This is a genomic window from Streptococcus sp. 9903, assembly GCF_013276625.1.
Taxonomy (GTDB): domain Bacteria; phylum Bacillota; class Bacilli; order Lactobacillales; family Streptococcaceae; genus Streptococcus.
In genome coordinates this window covers 80,565-96,268 of record NZ_VMLI01000001.1, presented here as the reverse complement: position 1 = coordinate 96,268, position 15,704 = coordinate 80,565, and the positions used below count along the sequence as shown (strand labels likewise).

Annotated in this window: 16 protein-coding genes and 1 pseudogene; 4 read left to right on the top strand and 13 right to left on the bottom strand. The window is 39.2% G+C overall.

Features of this window, described 5'->3' with window-relative positions; genetic code table 11:
- Positions 1-163 precede the first annotated feature (163 nt).
- From HT696_RS00485 to glmU, 8 genes are all read right to left on the bottom strand, one after another.
- Positions 164-1,063, bottom strand: coding sequence for an Rpn family recombination-promoting nuclease/putative transposase (locus HT696_RS00485; RefSeq protein WP_173218323.1), 900 nt, complete (start codon positions 1,061-1,063; stop codon positions 164-166).
- Positions 1,064-1,388: 325 nt separating this feature from the next.
- A complete protein-coding gene (locus HT696_RS00480) occupies positions 1,389-3,152 on the bottom strand; it encodes a glycerophosphodiester phosphodiesterase (protein WP_173218320.1) in 1,764 nt (587 codons plus the stop codon).
- A gap of 8 nt (positions 3,153-3,160) precedes the next feature.
- Entirely contained in the window at positions 3,161-3,751 is a 591-nt protein-coding gene (locus HT696_RS00475) for a 3'-5' exonuclease (protein ID WP_173282791.1), read from the bottom strand.
- 103 nt (positions 3,752-3,854) lie between these two features.
- Entirely contained in the window at positions 3,855-4,346 is a 492-nt protein-coding gene (rocS, locus tag HT696_RS00470; RefSeq protein WP_000021242.1) for a chromosome segregation protein RocS, read from the bottom strand.
- 76 nt (positions 4,347-4,422) lie between these two features.
- Positions 4,423-5,115 (bottom strand): 5'-methylthioadenosine/adenosylhomocysteine nucleosidase, encoded by a 693-nt coding sequence (locus tag HT696_RS00465; protein ID WP_173233965.1) that lies wholly within the window; start codon positions 5,113-5,115, stop codon positions 4,423-4,425.
- A gap of 16 nt (positions 5,116-5,131) precedes the next feature.
- Complete coding sequence (gene macP, locus HT696_RS00460; protein WP_173233964.1) at positions 5,132-5,443, bottom strand: cell wall synthase accessory phosphoprotein MacP; 312 nt, start codon at positions 5,441-5,443, stop codon at positions 5,132-5,134.
- Between the two features lie 11 nt (positions 5,444-5,454).
- Positions 5,455-6,000, bottom strand: coding sequence for an NUDIX hydrolase (locus HT696_RS00455; protein WP_000393816.1), 546 nt, complete (start codon positions 5,998-6,000; stop codon positions 5,455-5,457).
- Positions 6,001-6,009: 9 nt separating this feature from the next.
- Complete coding sequence (gene glmU / locus HT696_RS00450; RefSeq protein ID WP_164227026.1) at positions 6,010-7,389, bottom strand: bifunctional UDP-N-acetylglucosamine diphosphorylase/glucosamine-1-phosphate N-acetyltransferase GlmU; 1,380 nt, start codon at positions 7,387-7,389, stop codon at positions 6,010-6,012.
- Positions 7,390-7,532: 143 nt separating this feature from the next.
- Here glmU and HT696_RS00445 point away from each other — a divergent pair, with 143 nt between their 5' ends.
- The 4 genes from HT696_RS00445 (at position 7,533) to HT696_RS00430 (ending at position 10,372) form a co-directional block, all read left to right on the top strand.
- A complete protein-coding gene (locus HT696_RS00445) occupies positions 7,533-8,333 on the top strand; it encodes a glycoside hydrolase family 25 protein (RefSeq protein ID WP_173233963.1) in 801 nt (266 codons plus the stop codon).
- Positions 8,334-8,427: 94 nt separating this feature from the next.
- On the top strand, positions 8,428-9,270 hold the full coding sequence (locus HT696_RS00440) for a DUF368 domain-containing protein (RefSeq protein WP_173233962.1): 843 nt from the start codon (positions 8,428-8,430) through the stop codon (positions 9,268-9,270).
- The gene (locus HT696_RS00435; RefSeq protein ID WP_061423884.1) at positions 9,270-9,752 is read left to right on the top strand and encodes an aminoacyl-tRNA deacylase; all 483 of its coding nucleotides are present in this window, start codon (positions 9,270-9,272) and stop codon (positions 9,750-9,752) included. Before HT696_RS00440 ends, HT696_RS00435 begins: the two co-directional genes overlap by 1 nt.
- Positions 9,752-10,372 carry a histidine phosphatase family protein gene (locus HT696_RS00430; protein WP_173233961.1) on the top strand — a complete coding sequence of 207 codons (621 nt, stop codon included), beginning with the start codon at positions 9,752-9,754 and terminating at the stop codon, positions 10,370-10,372. Before HT696_RS00435 ends, HT696_RS00430 begins: the two co-directional genes overlap by 1 nt.
- Positions 10,373-10,730: 358 nt before the next feature.
- Here HT696_RS00430 and HT696_RS00425 read toward each other — a convergent pair.
- From HT696_RS00425 to HT696_RS00405, 5 genes and pseudogenes are all read right to left on the bottom strand, one after another.
- A pseudogene (locus HT696_RS00425) lies at positions 10,731-10,826 on the bottom strand (IS630 family transposase); the annotation flags it as partial.
- 307 nt (positions 10,827-11,133) lie between these two features.
- Positions 11,134-12,075: a peptidylprolyl isomerase PrsA gene (gene prsA / locus HT696_RS00420; protein ID WP_173233959.1), complete on the bottom strand. Its 942-nt coding sequence runs from the start codon at positions 12,073-12,075 to the stop codon at positions 11,134-11,136.
- A gap of 66 nt (positions 12,076-12,141) precedes the next feature.
- Entirely contained in the window at positions 12,142-12,855 is a 714-nt protein-coding gene (locus HT696_RS00415) for an O-methyltransferase (protein ID WP_004259562.1), read from the bottom strand.
- 1 nt (position 12,856) lies between these two features.
- Positions 12,857-14,659, bottom strand: coding sequence for an oligoendopeptidase F (gene pepF, locus HT696_RS00410; protein ID WP_173282790.1), 1,803 nt, complete (start codon positions 14,657-14,659; stop codon positions 12,857-12,859).
- Positions 14,660-14,677: 18 nt separating this feature from the next.
- The gene (locus HT696_RS00405; RefSeq protein ID WP_173218299.1) at positions 14,678-15,631 is read right to left on the bottom strand and encodes a competence protein CoiA family protein; all 954 of its coding nucleotides are present in this window, start codon (positions 15,629-15,631) and stop codon (positions 14,678-14,680) included.
- Between the last annotated feature and the right edge of the window lie 73 nt (positions 15,632-15,704).

Sequence of the window (15,704 nt, the reverse complement as noted above, 5' to 3'; positions counted from 1 at the left end):
TTTAAATCTAATTTACTAGATTTGATGCTTCTATCTATTTATTCGGAAAAGAAAGTGAAAAGTTCAAACTTTCCTAACAAAAAAGATAGCTAATCTCTTTTCCATCAAGAAATTTAGCTATTCTTTTTAATTGTTTTCATATCGTATAATATTTACAGATTTCTCACTCATGTTCTTTCAACAGTACCTCAAACTCAGCCACAGTCATACCCAGCTGTTGGCTGGCAAATTCAGTGCTTAATACATGTTGGCGAACTAGATTTGCTAACATCGCGAAACCGCCTTCTGCACGACCTCTCTCTAAACCTTTTTCCTCAGCTTGTTCCAAGGCATAGTCCTGCGCTAACAAGGCTTGTTCTTCTCGCATACGTAGTTGGCTAAACATCTTCCTGTCCTCCTCGGACCAGCTCTTATAGTCCAGCAGTTGATCTGCTTGGCTGATAGCTCGCTCGGGTTGCTGGGTAAAGGGCTTGTTGCCGAAAAACTCCAACCACGGCTTGCGAACCTTGTCTTTGCTGGTTTCTCTATATTTTTTTAGTTCTAAGAACGCCATTTTGACTAGATGGTTTTCTTGACCGTTATTTGTGATAGTTAAGACTTCACCTGTCGTGTCCTCGCGCATACTGAAACTGTGAAAAGCTAAGTCATCTTGGAAGTAGTTGCTGTCTACAATTGCAATGGCGTAGACAGGAGCGATATGTTTGTAACTTTGATGAGTATTGCCTTCTTGTTGGCGAATTTTTTCTAGGTTTTGATTGACCTGACTGCACAAGTAAGCCCACAGGCGATTGATGAAAAAATTTTGATGATGAACTTGAATCTCAATGATAACTTGAGTGCCATTGTCTAGTTCAGCTAAAACGTCTATACTGGTATAGAAATCTTGGGCTGAATAAGGCAGAGAAGGTAGTACATGAATATTGCTTCCCTCCAAAATGGTTACATTTTTTGCTGGCAAGTCCAGCATATCGCGAATAAATTGACAAGTGATTTCTGGATTGCTAAAAATTTTCTTAGCAACCAAATCGTTGGTCGGGCTAATGCCCGGATGACGTACAGTCATATTTCTTCTCCTTTCATTATAGCACATTTTTTAATCTAATTTACTAGATTTGATGCTTCTATCTATTTATTCGGAAAAGAAATTAAAAATCTCCTAATTTTTAATCAATTCTTTCTAATGGATATAGAGAATAAAGGAATTTTCCCAATTTTTAGTACCATTTTAGAAGTTGTAATGTACTATTCCAATCTCAAATTACTATAAAGTTGATTGAAATAAAAACAAGACATACATTTATCGTAAACGAATTGCAACCACAAAAAAGCAAGCATTCACAAGAATACTTACCTATCATGGGAGGAATAGTTGTTCCTCTTTTTTATTACTAAAATTCAAAGAATTCCAAAGCTTTTTTCAAGAGCAAATCCGTATATTCTGGATCTTCTTGGGCTACTTCTATTTCCCACTGAACCTTTTCCAAATCATCTGTAATCACTCCATCTACTCCTAAGTGAAGAGATTTGCTGATAGCTTCTGAATCATTGACAGTCCATACATAAAGTTTCTGATCTGTTGTCCATAGTTTGCTTACAAAATATTCATCCAAGGTCGAGTACTCCATAGTATATCCTGTCGCCCTTGTTTTAGGAAAGACAGAATTGTAGGGCATGATAAAATAAACTGGCAGTTCGGCATCATACTGTCTTACTTTTTCAACAACATGGTAGTCTAAAGACTGGATTTGATGTCCATAAATCTTGAGCTTTGCAGCATAACGGGCTAAAAAGCGGTCCATCATGTCTGGACTATCTTTTTTACTGGTTTTAATTTCAATTAGTAATTTTTGACCAAGTTCGTTGGCTCGACTGAGATAATCTTCAAAGCTTGAAATTTTAGCCTGGTAGCCATTTTCAAAAATATCAATCCCTTTAAGCTCCTCCAAGTTTAAGTCTTGAGGACTTTTATTGATACCTGCTAGATTTTTCAAGTTTGCATCATGCATCATGACAAACTGCCCATCTTTTGTTTCCTGCACGTCCGTCTCCACCAAGTCTGGTTTGAGTTGTGCTGTAGTTTCCAAGGATTCTACTGTATTTTGAATCCCATTTGCATTGGAAACCCCTCGGTGAGAAATAAGCTGAGGTAGATGAACCATGGGAGTCTCCAGATAAATATAACCTTCTAAGGCAAAGAAAAGACTGGCACAAATCATGACTCCCCATCGCATGATGTGATCTTTTTCTCTCCTAGGAAGCATATCCAGCCCCTTTCCTGTCAAAAATGAAACAAATTTAACCAAAAAATAAGTCAGAGCCATATAATAAAGATTTTTAATCACAACAAAATTCAAAATACCAAGAATCAGAGACTCTCTCTGAGTGATGTCATCTACCAAAGTTTGAGCCAATAACAAAGGAATCAAAGGAAGATAAAATAATAAATTTGCCTTGAGCAAGATATAAAATAAATTCCAAGCATAAAAAGCAACTCTTTTCTTGGTTTTCTCCAAACTAAACATCACTGCTTCTCGAACAGTCAGCTGATCATATACAATCTTCGGAAGGGCAAACATCAATCTGACAGAGACATAGAGAAAGATAAGAGATAGAAGTAGAATGCTCAGCCACCACATCCAATATTTATCTTCTAAATAATCTTGGATAAACTCTGGAATGACGATTTTATTGAGATAATAAATCTTCAGCATTTTCCGTATAAAAGGAAAAAGCATAGCTATATAGAAAAAGATAAACAAGGCTTTGGCGCAAGTTAGCTTTTTCATAAATCCAAAACTTTCATGGAAAACCTTGCGGATATACTCAATTAGCCTTCGCTTTTCATGATAGAGGAGATGACGAGCACCAATAAAGAGGAGTCCTATTTGAAAATAAGCGACCAGCAGGTTAATGATAATCAAGGCTAAAAAAGCTAGACTAATCAATGGAGAATGAGTGAGGATGGCTAAGACATTGTTATAGGAAATAAAAAGATAACCTGTCTGATCTAATAAGAAGCTAGCCAACCATGAATTGAATGGTACCCACAAATACTCCACTATCATAAAAATCAAGAAAAAGAGAAAGAGGATTTTATCAAGATTGAGGTAAATCTGTTTAAAACCCAATTTTTTAGGTTTTTCAGGTTTCATAGGCACTCCTAGTCAAATAATTGAGATAAGTCCAAGCCACCAAAAGGATTGTTTGATAAGCTACTTTCCGTCTCTAACAATTCTCTAGCTTGATCTGATTCTAGGAAGGACTCATACACACGCGCCGTCATCCGAGCATCCTCCAAGCTATTATGGGACTGACCTTGAAATCCAAGAAATGAGGCAACAGTTTGCAACTTGAGATTGGCAATACCATGTAAATCCGAGCTCCGACGTTCAAAAGCTTCATCATACAAATCCACCTTATACTGCTGACTATAGTCTAAACCATGCTCTGCTAGAATAGGCAAATCACTTTTAGCAGCATTGTAGCCAACCATGGGTAAAGAACCCACAAAATCTTGGAATTCTTTTATGACTTCCTCCACTGGAGGAGCATCTTTTAAGGTCTCGGCTGTAATCCCAGTCAAACCATTGATAAAACTTTTTAGAGGCACACTGGTATGAACATAGGAATCATAGGCATCGATTTCCTGACCATCTCTAAAACGCACTGCCGATACTTGAATCAAGTGTATTTGCCCTTCATGCTGATTAAATTCTAAATCGAAAGCAATGTAATCTTCTAATCGTTCCATTTTCTATCTCTCCTATACTGTTATTTTACTTGAGCAACTATACTATTTAGATTAGAAATAAAAGAAGCCATCAGGTTAGCATTTAACCTAAACAGCTCCTTGATTATCCTCCAAATAAACGAGCAAAAAAGCCTTTCTTAGTGGATTGGACTTCTTCTTTTGCTTGGTCCAGCTCTAGCTTGAGATTTTCTTGATCCTTCATGGCTTGAAGAGTCAATTGTTGCTGCTGATCGAGTTGTTTGTCTTTCTCAGCAATCTGACGGTCTTTGATACGCATCTGCTCATCTTTTTCTGATAACTGACGATCCTTGGCTTTTAATTGTTCATAGAGACGAAGAATTTCTGCATTCTTCTCATCAACCAGAATCTCCATCAGTTCACGCTGCTTGACATCTTCACTGACAGGCTCATCTTCAAAAATCGTTTTTTTATAGATTTCTTCTAGCTTAATCAAACCACTTCTGGTAACGACCGTTACCCCTTTGTCGTTTTTATCTGTGTCTTCTTCTGGTAATTCTTTGACACGGTTATTGATTGCTTGGCGAGATAATCCTAAAACCTCTGCAATCTCACTGACGGTCATTTCAATACTCATAATATCCTCTGAAACGTTTTCTAGCTTTTCTTTACTTAAATCTTATCATAAGCTAGAAAAACTGTCAAATTTCCGCTTAATCTAAAGCCTTCAAAAAGGCTAATAAGACTTGGGCAGAGCGGCGTCCAGCTTCGATAATAAACTCATCAAAAGAGATGTTTGCTTCATGGTTGGCATTGTCACTCATAGCGCGGATGACTAAGACTGGAAGATTAAGGGCATGCGCCGCCTGAGCAATAGCTGCCCCCTCCATCTCAACGGCTAAAACTTCTGGGAAATGGGACTTAATCGCTTCTATCTTATCATTTCCTGCAACAAAACTATCTCCTGTAGCAATCAAACCAAGATGCCAGTTTTGATCCAATTGAGATAAACTCTTTTGGATTTTGGCAACAAAGGTTTTATCTGATTCGAAATAAAGCGGTTGTTGCGCCATTTGTCCATAAGCATAGCCAAAAGCTGTGACATTCACGTCATGATAGGCTAATTTGTCTGCAATCACAACATCACCAACAGCAATACCTTCTGCTACTGCACCAGCTGATCCCGTATTAATCAAAGCATCCACCTGGAAATGATCAGCCAAAATAGCTACACTCATAGCAGACATGACCTTACCAATTCCACTTTCTACAAGAACGACTTCATGAGAGGCAATGGTTCCTGTGTGATAGGTATTGCCTAAAACAACTTGCTTCTGGGCATTTTCTAGATGCTGGACCAGATACGCCAGTTCTTCTGGCATAGCCGCAATAATTCCTATTTTCATTTCAATTCCTTTTCTATTACAACAGTTTCATTGCTAAGACAAGCAAAATTAAGAGAAAGATGACTGCAAATAAGATTTTATTCAGTTTAGAATTGAAGACATTTCTCTTGGTATTTTCAATGCGACGGCTTTTATGAATAGACGGTTCGACCTGAATCTTCAAGGTTTCCTGGCTAAAACCATGATCCTTAGGATTGGAATAACCAAAACGGGAAGAAGAGGTTGGTAAAATCTTAGTCTCCTCATCATCAAGTAAAGGAGGACCTGAAATTTTTTCGCCTCTATTAGCCCTTTCAATCATTTCATCCGTTAATAAAGGTTTACCCATACTGACCTCCTCTATTTTTTATGCAATTCCCAATACTGAACAGCCATAATTGTCTTGGCATCACAGATATGACCTGATTGGATTAATTCCTTGGCTTCTTCTAAGCTCACTTCAAGGACTTCTAAGGTTTCATCCTCATCCTGCGGACGCGGATTTTCCACTTTCGTCAAATCGCTTGCTAGGTATAGTTTTAACTTTTCATTACAAAAACCAATAGCTGAATAAAAATCATACAAGAGTTCTAATTTCCCTGTATAGGCTGTTTCTTCCTCTAATTCTCGAAGAGCTGCTGCAACAGGGTCTGTATTTTCTCCCACTTCCAACTTTCCGGCTGGAATTTCGTAAGAGACAGCCTCGATAGCTTTGCGGTACTGCTTGACCAAGATGAGTTTTTGTTCATCCGTTACTGCTAAAACACAGACAGCCCCATTGTGGAAAATCAAATCCCGTTGGGCAGTTCCCTTGCCTTCTGGTAATTCAACCTGATCTTGGACCAGTTTAAATATTGGTCCTTGATAGATTTCTTTTCGGCTAAGCGTTTTTTCTTCAAATTCCATGACAGACTCCTACTGATTCTTAGGATGATGAGGAAGACGTGTTGCATATTCGTCTTTATTGACCTGACGACCGCGACCAATCGCAATCGCATCCGCTGGAACATCTTTAGTAATAGTTGAACCAGCTCCAACGAGGGAATTGTCACCAAGTTCTACTGGCGCAATAATGGTTGAATTTGAACCAACAAAGACATTGTTACCGATGACTGTCTTGTATTTGTTTTTGCCGTCATAGTTGACTGTAATGGTTCCTGCACCAAAATTAACATGGCTACCCACTTCACAGTTTCCGATATAAGTCAAATGACCAGCCTTGGTATTCTCACCGATAGAAGAACCTTTCACCTCGACAAAGTTTCCAATATGGACTTGTGCACCCAGACTTGAACCTGGACGAATGTGGGCATACGGACCGACTGTCACTCCGTCAGCAACACTACTTTCCTCAATCATAGAATTGGTAATGACAGCTCCTGCTCCAATAGTGCTATCCACTACATACGTTCCATTTGTCAAAAGAGTCTCAGCACCAATTTTAGTTTGCCCCTTCAAGGTAACATTGGCTTCGATTTGAACTTCAGGCGCAATTTCAACATCAATATCGATATAAGTTGCTTCTGGGTTGACAAAGCTAACCCCATTGACCATGTGTTGGTGATTGATGCGACGACGCATAACCGACTCAGCTGTCGCAAGTGCCACACGGTCATTTACCCCAAGACTTTCATCAAAATCTTTCAAAGTATAAGCACCGACTTTTTCACCAGATTCACGGAAAATACCAATGACGTCTGTAATATAGTATTCTCCTTGAGCGTTGTTGGTATTGATATTTTTCAAAGCCTCAAACAAACGCTCGTTGTCAAAGACGTATGTTCCAGTGTTGATTTCCTTGATTTGCTTTTCAAAATCGGTGGCATCCTTTTGCTCAACAATACGAAGAACCTCAGCATTGTCATTACGAACAATTCGTCCATAGCCAAAAGGATTATCTGTTTCAGCAGTCAAGATAGTAGCCACATTTTTATGATTGATGTGGAAATCAATCAAGTTTTTCAAGCTTTCACCTGTGATTAAAGGAGTATCTCCTGCGATGACCAAGGTGTGACCTGACAAACCTTCCAAGATAGGCTCTGTCATCATAACCGCATGCCCAGTACCCAACTGTTCAGATTGAGTCACAAATTCTGTCTGTCCAGCCAAGACCTCCTCAACCAATTCTGCCTTGTGTCCTACAACTGTTACTGTCTTTTCAGGTTGGATAGCTCCCACACTACGGAAAACATGTTCCAACATAGAAATACCCGCAACCTTGTGCAACACTTTTGGCAAATCAGATTTCATGCGAGTCCCTTTACCCGCTGCTAAAATAATGGCAAAATTTGACATAATCTTCTCTTTTCTGTAGAAATTCCCTTTTATTATACCATATTTCAAATCATTCCGCGCCCTTGAATAAAAAAATGCTCCAAAGTCCTTTCCTTAACCCATTTTTTTGATTTTTTTTGATTTTTAGGGTAAAATTATGAGATATGAGAAAACAAATTCATCCACTTATTTTATTTAGTTTTTTTGGGATTATGATGTTCATTTTAATCATCAATCGCCCACTTAATGACAACCAATCCTTTAAAACAAAATCCAACATAGCGCAGATTGAAGCACAGGCTTTGAAACACTTAGACAGACCGATTATTGACCTCTCTGGCTGGCAGCGTCCTGAGGAAATCAACTACGATGCCCTCTCACAAAATATTTCAGGCGCTATTGTTCGTGTTCACAGCGGTGCTCAAACGACAAAAGAAAATGATGCTTCCTTTATCAATGGAATAGACAAAGCCTATAAGAGTCATATCACTGAACTTCAAAAGCGGAATGTCCCCGTTGGGGTCTACGCTTATGTAGCTGGAAAAAGTGTCCAAGAAATGGAAAAAGCCGCTGAAGTTTTCTACAATGCTGCCTCTCCTTACAGCCCTAGTTACTATTGGCTAGACATAGAAGACAAAACCATGTCCAATATGAACGAGGGTGTTGAAGCCTTTCGAGCAAAATTAGCATCACTAGGTGCTAAAAACATCGGAATCTACGTTGGGGTCTATTTCATGGAAGAACATAGTATTGATACAGGCAAGTTTACCTCTGTTTGGATTCCGTCCTACGGCTCAGACTCAGGATTTTTTGAGAGCAGTCCTAAAACTGATTTAGATTATGACATCCACCAATACACATCTAAAGGGAAAATTGCCGGCTTTGACCACAATTTGGATATCAACGTCATCTCTCCCTTAAAAAACAAAGAAGAAACCTTTAGAAAACTCTTTTTAAAACCTTAAAAGCATTTGTTTAGCATTTGCTTTTTCTTTTTGTGTTTGATTGTGATACAATATAGTAAGGATTTTTTGAAATAGAAATAGTTGGAGGAACTATATGCTCTCATGGTTAGCGCGCATTATTAAAGGGATTGTGATTGCTCTTGGATTTATTCTACCGGGAATTTCCGGAGGAGTTCTAGCAGCAATCTTAGGCATTTACGAACGGATGATTGGCTTTCTGGCCCATCCCTTTAAAGACTTTAAAGAAAATGTTTTGTACTTTATTCCAGTTGCCATCGGTATGCTTCTGGGAATCGGATTATTTTCCTACCCGATTGAATACCTGCTTGAAAATTACCAGGTCTTTGTCTTATGGAGCTTTGCGGGTGCCATCATTGGTACGGTTCCTAGCCTACTAAAAGAATCAACTCGAGAATCTGACCGAGACAAGATTGATTTAGCTTGGTTCTGGACAACCTTTATCATTTCTGGACTAGGACTCTATGCCTTAAATTTTGTCGTTGGAACCTTAAGTGCTAGCTTTCTTAATTTCGTCCTAGCAGGTGCACTGCTGGCTCTTGGCGTCTTAGTTCCTGGCCTCAGTCCATCAAATCTACTTTTGATTTTGGGTCTCTATGCTCCTATGTTGACTGGTTTTAAAACCTTTGACCTCTTGGGAACCTTCTTCCCGATTGGAATTGGTGCAGGTGCAACTCTCATCGTTTTTTCAAAATTGATGGATTATGCCTTAAACAACTACCACTCACGCGTCTATCATTTCATCATCGGTATTGTCCTATCAAGTACCCTTTTGATCTTGATTCCAAATGCAGGAAACGCTGAAAGTATCCAATACACTGGCCTTTCTCTTGTTAGCTATGTCATCATCGCCTTCTTCTTTGCACTGGGAATCTGGCTTGGTATTTGGATGAGCCAATTGGAGGATAAGTATAAATAATGGCAAAAAAAGTTAAAATCAAAAAAACATTGGTGGAACAAATCCTATCTAAAGCAGGTATCCCACATCAGGGGATTCAAATCAATGCCCTGGAAGGAGAGCTGCCTCAAGGTTATGAACGAGATCAGATTTTCAAAACCTTGGCTCTTTTGGGAGATAAGACAGGACCGATTATCGGAATTGTGCCTATCACTCAACACTTATCGGAAAAGAAACTAGCTAAAATTTCTGGTAATAAAAAAGTGAGCATGATTCCACAAAAGGACTTAGAAAAAACAACTGGTTACATTCATGGAGCCAATAATCCTGTCGGAATTCGTCAGAAACACAATTATCCCATTTTTATCGATAAAATTGCTCTAGACTTGGATCAAATGATTGTCTCTGCTGGCGAAGTTGGTCACAGCATTATCGTAGCGCCACAAGACCTGGCTAGCTTTGTAAAGGCAGACTTTGTAGATATTTTGGAGGACAGCAAGTAATGAAACTCTACTTTGTCCGCCACGGTCGTACCGTCTGGAACCAAGAAGGGCGTTTTCAAGGTGCTAGTGGAGATTCTCCCCTTCTTCCTGAATCCATTGAAACCCTAAAACAACTTGGCCAATATCTCAAGGAAATTCCTTTTGATCAGATTTATGCAAGTGATTTACCTCGAGCGGTCAAATCTGCTGAGATTATCCAAAGTCAACTCAAGACACCCTGTCCTTTAGAAAGTGTTCCGAATCTCCGTGAATGGCAGCTAGGTAAATTAGAAGGTTTGAAAATTGCAACCTTGGAAGCTATTTACCCGCAACAAATCAAAGCTTTCCGATCTAATCTTGCTCAATTTGACACTCAAATGTTTGGAGCCGAATCCCTCTATAGCACCACGCAACGGACCATCCAATTTATCAAATCATTAAAAGATAGTCCAGCTGAGCATATTCTAATTGTCGGTCACGGTGCCAATCTTACTGCCAGTCTTCGTACTCTTCTAGGATATAAAGAACCACTTCTTCGTAAAGATGGCGGTCTAGCAAATGCCAGCCTGACAATTCTAGAAACCCATGATTTTGAAACATTCACTCTCGATACTTGGAATGATACTTCTTATCAATCATAATTATAGCCTAGCCTTCTGAACTAGAACCATAGGAGATATAGTCAGTTGAAACAAAAATAAGACAAAAGAGCCTCGTAAAAAGGTATTGCAACTTGCCAATACCTTTTTGATATGAACATGTGTCTTCTCAACAGGATTGTAGAGCAAAATGAAATAAGAACTGAATAATGTGATTTTGAGAATTTAAATCAATTTATAAGAATGTTTTAGAAGCAGTGATGTACTATTTCAGATTCACTTTTCTATACTAATACTCTTCGAAAATCTCTTCAAACCGCGTCAACGTCGCCTTGCCGTACTCAAGTACAACCTGCGGCTAGTTTCCTAGTTTGCTCTTTGATTTTCATTGAGTATAAGATGAGTAGGGAGGAAGAGGTAAAAGTTTATGCCCAAACTCTTCACATAAGAACTCTAGCTTACCCATTCTATGGAATCTTGCATTATCCATTAAAACTTCCAGACTCATACTCTTCTAAAATCTATTCAAACCACGTCAGCTTCACATTATATATGTTGGTGACCTCATAAGTCTTATCTGCAACCTCAAAGCTGTTCTTTGAGAAGCCTACAGCTAGCTTCCTAGTTTAATCTTTGCTTTTCACTGAGTAGCAAGTTAAAAAAATGAGGCTGGTCAAAAAGTCTTGAAAATCAAAAAACGCATAATATCAGGTATTGAAAACCTTGTACTATGCGTTTTATTGTGGGAAAATTTACTTTATTTTTTCCTGAAGTCGAGTTTTTGCCTGACTCATTGATTTGGACTATTCGTTTGATGTACTACTGCTTGAGCTTGAATCTCCACCACCGATATATTGGGTAAAGATATTTTGGAAGGCTTGGTCCTTAACCTTGATATTGGCTGCTTGCAATTCTTTTCCGATAATGCTTTGAACAAATGTTGAATCATTTTGTTTTTGAGTCAAGATAACAGTTTTTAATTTTTCTTTGTAGTCATCAATATTAGATGATTTTTCTGTTTTCTTAATGAGTTTTACAATGTAATATTGGCTACTGTAGGCTTGTGTGCCAGTTGCTGTAATCACATCAGAAACGCCGTTTACATCTAAAGCAAAAGCAGCTTTTTTAACTTGTTCCGGTACTTCTGTTGAAGCAGAATCAAAGGTGATTTCTCCACCATTCGCTTTAGTTTTCTCATCAGTTGAGTTATCTTTGGCTAATTGGGCAAAGTCAGCACCTTCTGCCTTGGCTTTTTCGAGAACTTCTTTGGCCTTATCTTCATTATCAAGACGGATGATTTGAGCCGTTACATCTGGAGTATATTCGTCAAAGGCCTTCTTGTAAGCATCATCTGTCAATTCAGCTTCTGCTGCCTTCTTAACTGCCAACTCAACTAATTTACTTGTACGAATTTGAGCTTTACGTGTTTCAAGGGTCATTCCTGCTTGTGACAAGACACGTTGGTAGTTCTCACCATATTGTTTCTCTTCTTCGGCAATAGTATCATCAACCTCTTTATCATCAAGCTCTGAGCCATATTGTTTTTCAAAAACTTTTTGGATGGTCATATTTAACAAGACTTGTTGGGCTGAAGGGTTGCTTTTCACTTGCTCATAAAATTGATGTTCTGTGATGACATCCCCTTTCATGCTGATAAGGTCTGCCCCTTCTGAACCTTTCGAACAAGCTGCTAAAGTTGCTACTGATAATAGTGTAATGGCACCTGCCAATAGTTTTTTCTTCATGTCTACTCCTTTGAGATAAGTGTTACTCTATCTATTGTACTATATTTTCTTAAATTTTTCTGAAAATCATTCGCTGTCAGGCAATTGAACATCTGCTACATTTTTACGAAGCATGAGAATGCCGTCCCCCAGAGGGACTAATGTTGCAGTGAGTCCTGGATTGTCTAAGGTTGCATCAAATAGTCTTTGAAGGCCTCGATAGATGGTTCGCTGACCTCGACGGACTTCCATAATGTCCTTGGCAACATCACCGCCTTGGAAAATATCATCCAAGACAACCACACCTCCAACTTCCAAATGTTTGAGGATTTCTGGTAGAAAGACGATGTATTTAGACTTGGCAGAATCCATAAAGACAAAATCATAAGACTCTGTCAAGGTTGATAAGACATCTACCGCATCTCCTTCTAGGAGAGTGATTTGCTTACGACTATCAAACTGGGCAAAATTTTCCTTGGCAAAACCAATCATTTCTGGATTGCGATCAATAGTTGTAATCTTGGCATTTGGCGCATGTTCCGCCATCAAGAGGGCTGAAAAACCGATGGCCGTCCCAATTTCCAGAATGTTTTTAGGTTGCATGGTTTCCATGAGAAAACGGAAATAAGCTACCGTTTCATGGGGAATAATGGGAATATTTTCCTTGCGGGCAAAGTCTTCCAATTCTTTCAAGGAACCTGTGACTTGCTTTTGGCGCTGACGCATCAAGTCTACAATTTCTTCCTTGACGACAGGGCGACGCATGTTATGGTTGGCATTTTTACTATATGATTCAACCATCTTATGCCAATCCCAATTTTTCAACAAGGGCTTCAAACTCATTCAAACGACGTTCGAAGACTGCAAAAGCATCGTTGAGATAGTCTTCCTTCTCCATATCAACACCAGCTTTTCTCATGACATTAAGTGGATAGTCAGACTTACCTGCCTTGAGATAGTCGATATAGCAGTCACGATCTTCTTGACTACCATGGACAATCTTTTCAGCTAGGGCTGAGGCGGCCGCAAAGCCTGTTGAATATTGGTATACATAGTAGTTATAGTAGAAGTGTGGAATGCGAGCCCACTCGTATTGGATTTCAGGATTGTCTTCCTTACTCAAACCATAATACTCTTGGTTCAAGTCTGCGTAGAGTTTATTTAAGAAATCGCTTGTCAAGACTTCACCATTTTGATCCGCTTGGTGGATTGCGTGTTCAAACTCGGCAAATTGAGTTTGACGAAAAACTATTCCACGGAAACCATCTAGGAAGTTATTGAGAATAGCAAAGCGCGTTGCGTCGTCTTCCACTTCTTCCAATAATTTCTCCGTCAAGATATTTTCATTGGTAGTTGATGCAATCTCAGCCAAGAAGATAGAGTAATCTCCATAAACATAAGGCTGAGTCTCGCGAGTATAGCTAGAATGCATGCTGTGGCCTGTCTCATGAACAAGAGTAAAGAGATTGTCAAGATTGTCCTGCCAGTTAAGGAGCATAAAGGCATTGGTATCGTAAGAACCACCAGAGTAAGCCCCTGAACGCTTGCCTTGATTTTCGTAAACATCAATCCAACGCTCGCTGAAGGCACGTTTAACACGGCTCAAGTAATCCTCACCCAAGACTGACAAAGCATCTTCTGCCTTTTTCAAGGCTTCTTGGTAGGTAAAACTATATTCAACAGATGAAAGCGGTGTGTAGACATCGTACATCTTAAGGTCTGAAATCCCCAAGATTTTTGAACGAAGTTCAAGGTAACGATGCAAGAGGGGCAAATGCTTGCGAACTACTGCTACCAAATTGTCATAAACACTCTCTGGAACAAAATTGGCTGCTAGGGCTGCATGACGAGCGCTCTTGTAGTTGCGAACTTTAGCACGGTAGTTTTGCACCTTAACATTGGTTTGCAAGGTTTTGGCATAGGTATGTTGGAATTGTTCATAAGTCGCATAAAGAGCTTGATAGGCACCACGACGCACCTCACGATTTTTAGACTCCATCAAACGTGTGTAAGTCCCATGAGATAGCTGAACTTCCTTACCATCATCGTCGAGGACATAAGGGAACACAATATCCGCATTGTCCAAGATAGCGAAGGTTTCACTTGCCGAACCAAAGATTTCTCCAGCTCCAGCCAATAATTCTTCTTCACGTTGTGAAAGAACGTGATCCTTGCCTTGCAAAAGCTTATCAAAATAGTGTTGATAAAGCTGCAATTTTGGTTGAGCTTCTAAAAAGTCAGCATACTGCTCTTCACTGATTTCCATAAATTCAGGCTCATAGAATGAAAAGGCTTGGTCTAGCTGGCTGTATAGAGTCATAGCCTTAGCATAGTACTCTTGGTACTTGGCTTCACGTGTATCTTGGTCATTCTTCATATGAGCATAAACGTAAAGCTTCTCCATCTGGCGTTCCATTTCAAGAGAAAATTCAGTGATTTCGAGTAGGCTATCCGCACTATCCAAGAGATGGCCTTCATACTGGCTTACTTTCTCCAGTTGTTCTGTTAAATCTTTTAAGGCTTCTTCCCAAGCCTGGTCAGTTGGGTAAATCGTTGATAGATCCCATGTATCTTTTTCATTTATTTCATGTCTTTGTAATACCATTAGATTCCTCCATCCTTTCTATTTTACCATATTTTTCAAGAAATATTGCTGATAAAAGGCTGGTGGATAAAGCTTTTGCCAATCATTTTGAGGATTTTCTTGGTAATAGGTTTGAAAATACTGATAATAGCGAGTCAAATCTTGCTCAATTTGGCAAAAATTACCTACTAGTGGTCTTATTTGTGGATACCATTCTTTTAGACCATAAGTTAGGAGATTTTCTCCCTTTTTATAGGCTTCCGCTTGTTCTTTCATCCAAAAAGGATTTTGATAATAGAGTTGTTGCCGGATATAGCGACAGATGTCCTTGTCCTGAGAAGCTGTAAAATGAGATATTTTTTGTTTCTTATAGGGAAGACGTAATATCTCCAGTAAACTATCTTGTCCATAGGGAAATTCCTTGATTTGATAATAGAGTCTGCCTCGGAGATCCTGGTGGATGAGATATTTAAGCCTTAAAACCTGTTTTTCCTTGTCTACTTCCCAAACATAAAAGCCCATGTTTTGACTGAAATAGAGAAAACCTTGTTGCAGACGAGTCAAACGGTCTTTGAGCCACAGTTTTTGCCCCAGCAACCACAGTACTTGGTAACCCTCACTACAATAGCCCTCACTGCGCTCTTTAAGAACTTTTTGAGGCAAGGGACTACATTGAACCTCTAAAGCTAGATTGCCATTTACAAACACATCCGCAATCTGTTTAAGCTCTGGAAGCGGGTATTCTAATTGCACCTCTGCATCTTTTTTCAACCAGTGATAAAGTGATTCTTTATTGGACAGGTGTTCTGGGCTTTCATTTTCAGAGGAATAATCACAGTCTTTTAAGGATTTATGGGCAAAATGGGTTCGGACACTTGGTCCTTGCCGCAAACGGAGCTGACCTCCACAAGCTGGGCAAGTGTAGGCTTGCTTCTCAAGCTTATCCTCTAACACATTTACCAATTCTCCCCTAGTATCTCTCGCAACAAACATGATTTCCCTCCTTTTCTATATTATTCGAAAAAAAGAAAAAAGATCAGGAAATTTCCTAATCTTCATCACTCTA

Bases quoted from the DNA above. Each gene is read 5' to 3' on its own strand.
- HT696_RS00405 (WP_173218299.1), bottom strand. From the start codon at position 15,631: ATGTTTGTTGCGAGAGATACTAGGGGAGAATTGGTAAATGTGTTAGAG.
- rocS (WP_000021242.1), bottom strand. From the start codon at position 4,346: ATGAGTATTGAAATGACCGTCAGTGAGATTGCAGAGGTTTTAGGATTA.
- prsA (WP_173233959.1), bottom strand. From the start codon at position 12,075: ATGAAGAAAAAACTATTGGCAGGTGCCATTACACTATTATCAGTAGCA.
- HT696_RS00430 (WP_173233961.1), top strand. From the start codon at position 9,752: ATGAAACTCTACTTTGTCCGCCACGGTCGTACCGTCTGGAACCAAGAA.
- HT696_RS00435 (WP_061423884.1), top strand. From the start codon at position 9,270: ATGGCAAAAAAAGTTAAAATCAAAAAAACATTGGTGGAACAAATCCTA.
- HT696_RS00445 (WP_173233963.1), top strand. From the start codon at position 7,533: ATGAGAAAACAAATTCATCCACTTATTTTATTTAGTTTTTTTGGGATT.
- HT696_RS00465 (WP_173233965.1), bottom strand. From the start codon at position 5,115: ATGAAAATAGGAATTATTGCGGCTATGCCAGAAGAACTGGCGTATCTG.
- HT696_RS00475 (WP_173282791.1), bottom strand. From the start codon at position 3,751: ATGGAACGATTAGAAGATTACATTGCTTTCGATTTAGAATTTAATCAG.
- macP (WP_173233964.1), bottom strand. From the start codon at position 5,443: ATGGGTAAACCTTTATTAACGGATGAAATGATTGAAAGGGCTAATAGA.
- glmU (WP_164227026.1), bottom strand. From the start codon at position 7,389: ATGTCAAATTTTGCCATTATTTTAGCAGCGGGTAAAGGGACTCGCATG.
- pepF (WP_173282790.1), bottom strand. From the start codon at position 14,659: ATGGTATTACAAAGACATGAAATAAATGAAAAAGATACATGGGATCTA.
- HT696_RS00455 (WP_000393816.1), bottom strand. From the start codon at position 6,000: ATGGAATTTGAAGAAAAAACGCTTAGCCGAAAAGAAATCTATCAAGGA.
- HT696_RS00485 (WP_173218323.1), bottom strand. From the start codon at position 1,063: ATGACTGTACGTCATCCGGGCATTAGCCCGACCAACGATTTGGTTGCT.
- HT696_RS00480 (WP_173218320.1), bottom strand. From the start codon at position 3,152: ATGAAACCTGAAAAACCTAAAAAATTGGGTTTTAAACAGATTTACCTC.
- HT696_RS00440 (WP_173233962.1), top strand. From the start codon at position 8,428: ATGCTCTCATGGTTAGCGCGCATTATTAAAGGGATTGTGATTGCTCTT.
- HT696_RS00415 (WP_004259562.1), bottom strand. From the start codon at position 12,855: ATGGTTGAATCATATAGTAAAAATGCCAACCATAACATGCGTCGCCCT.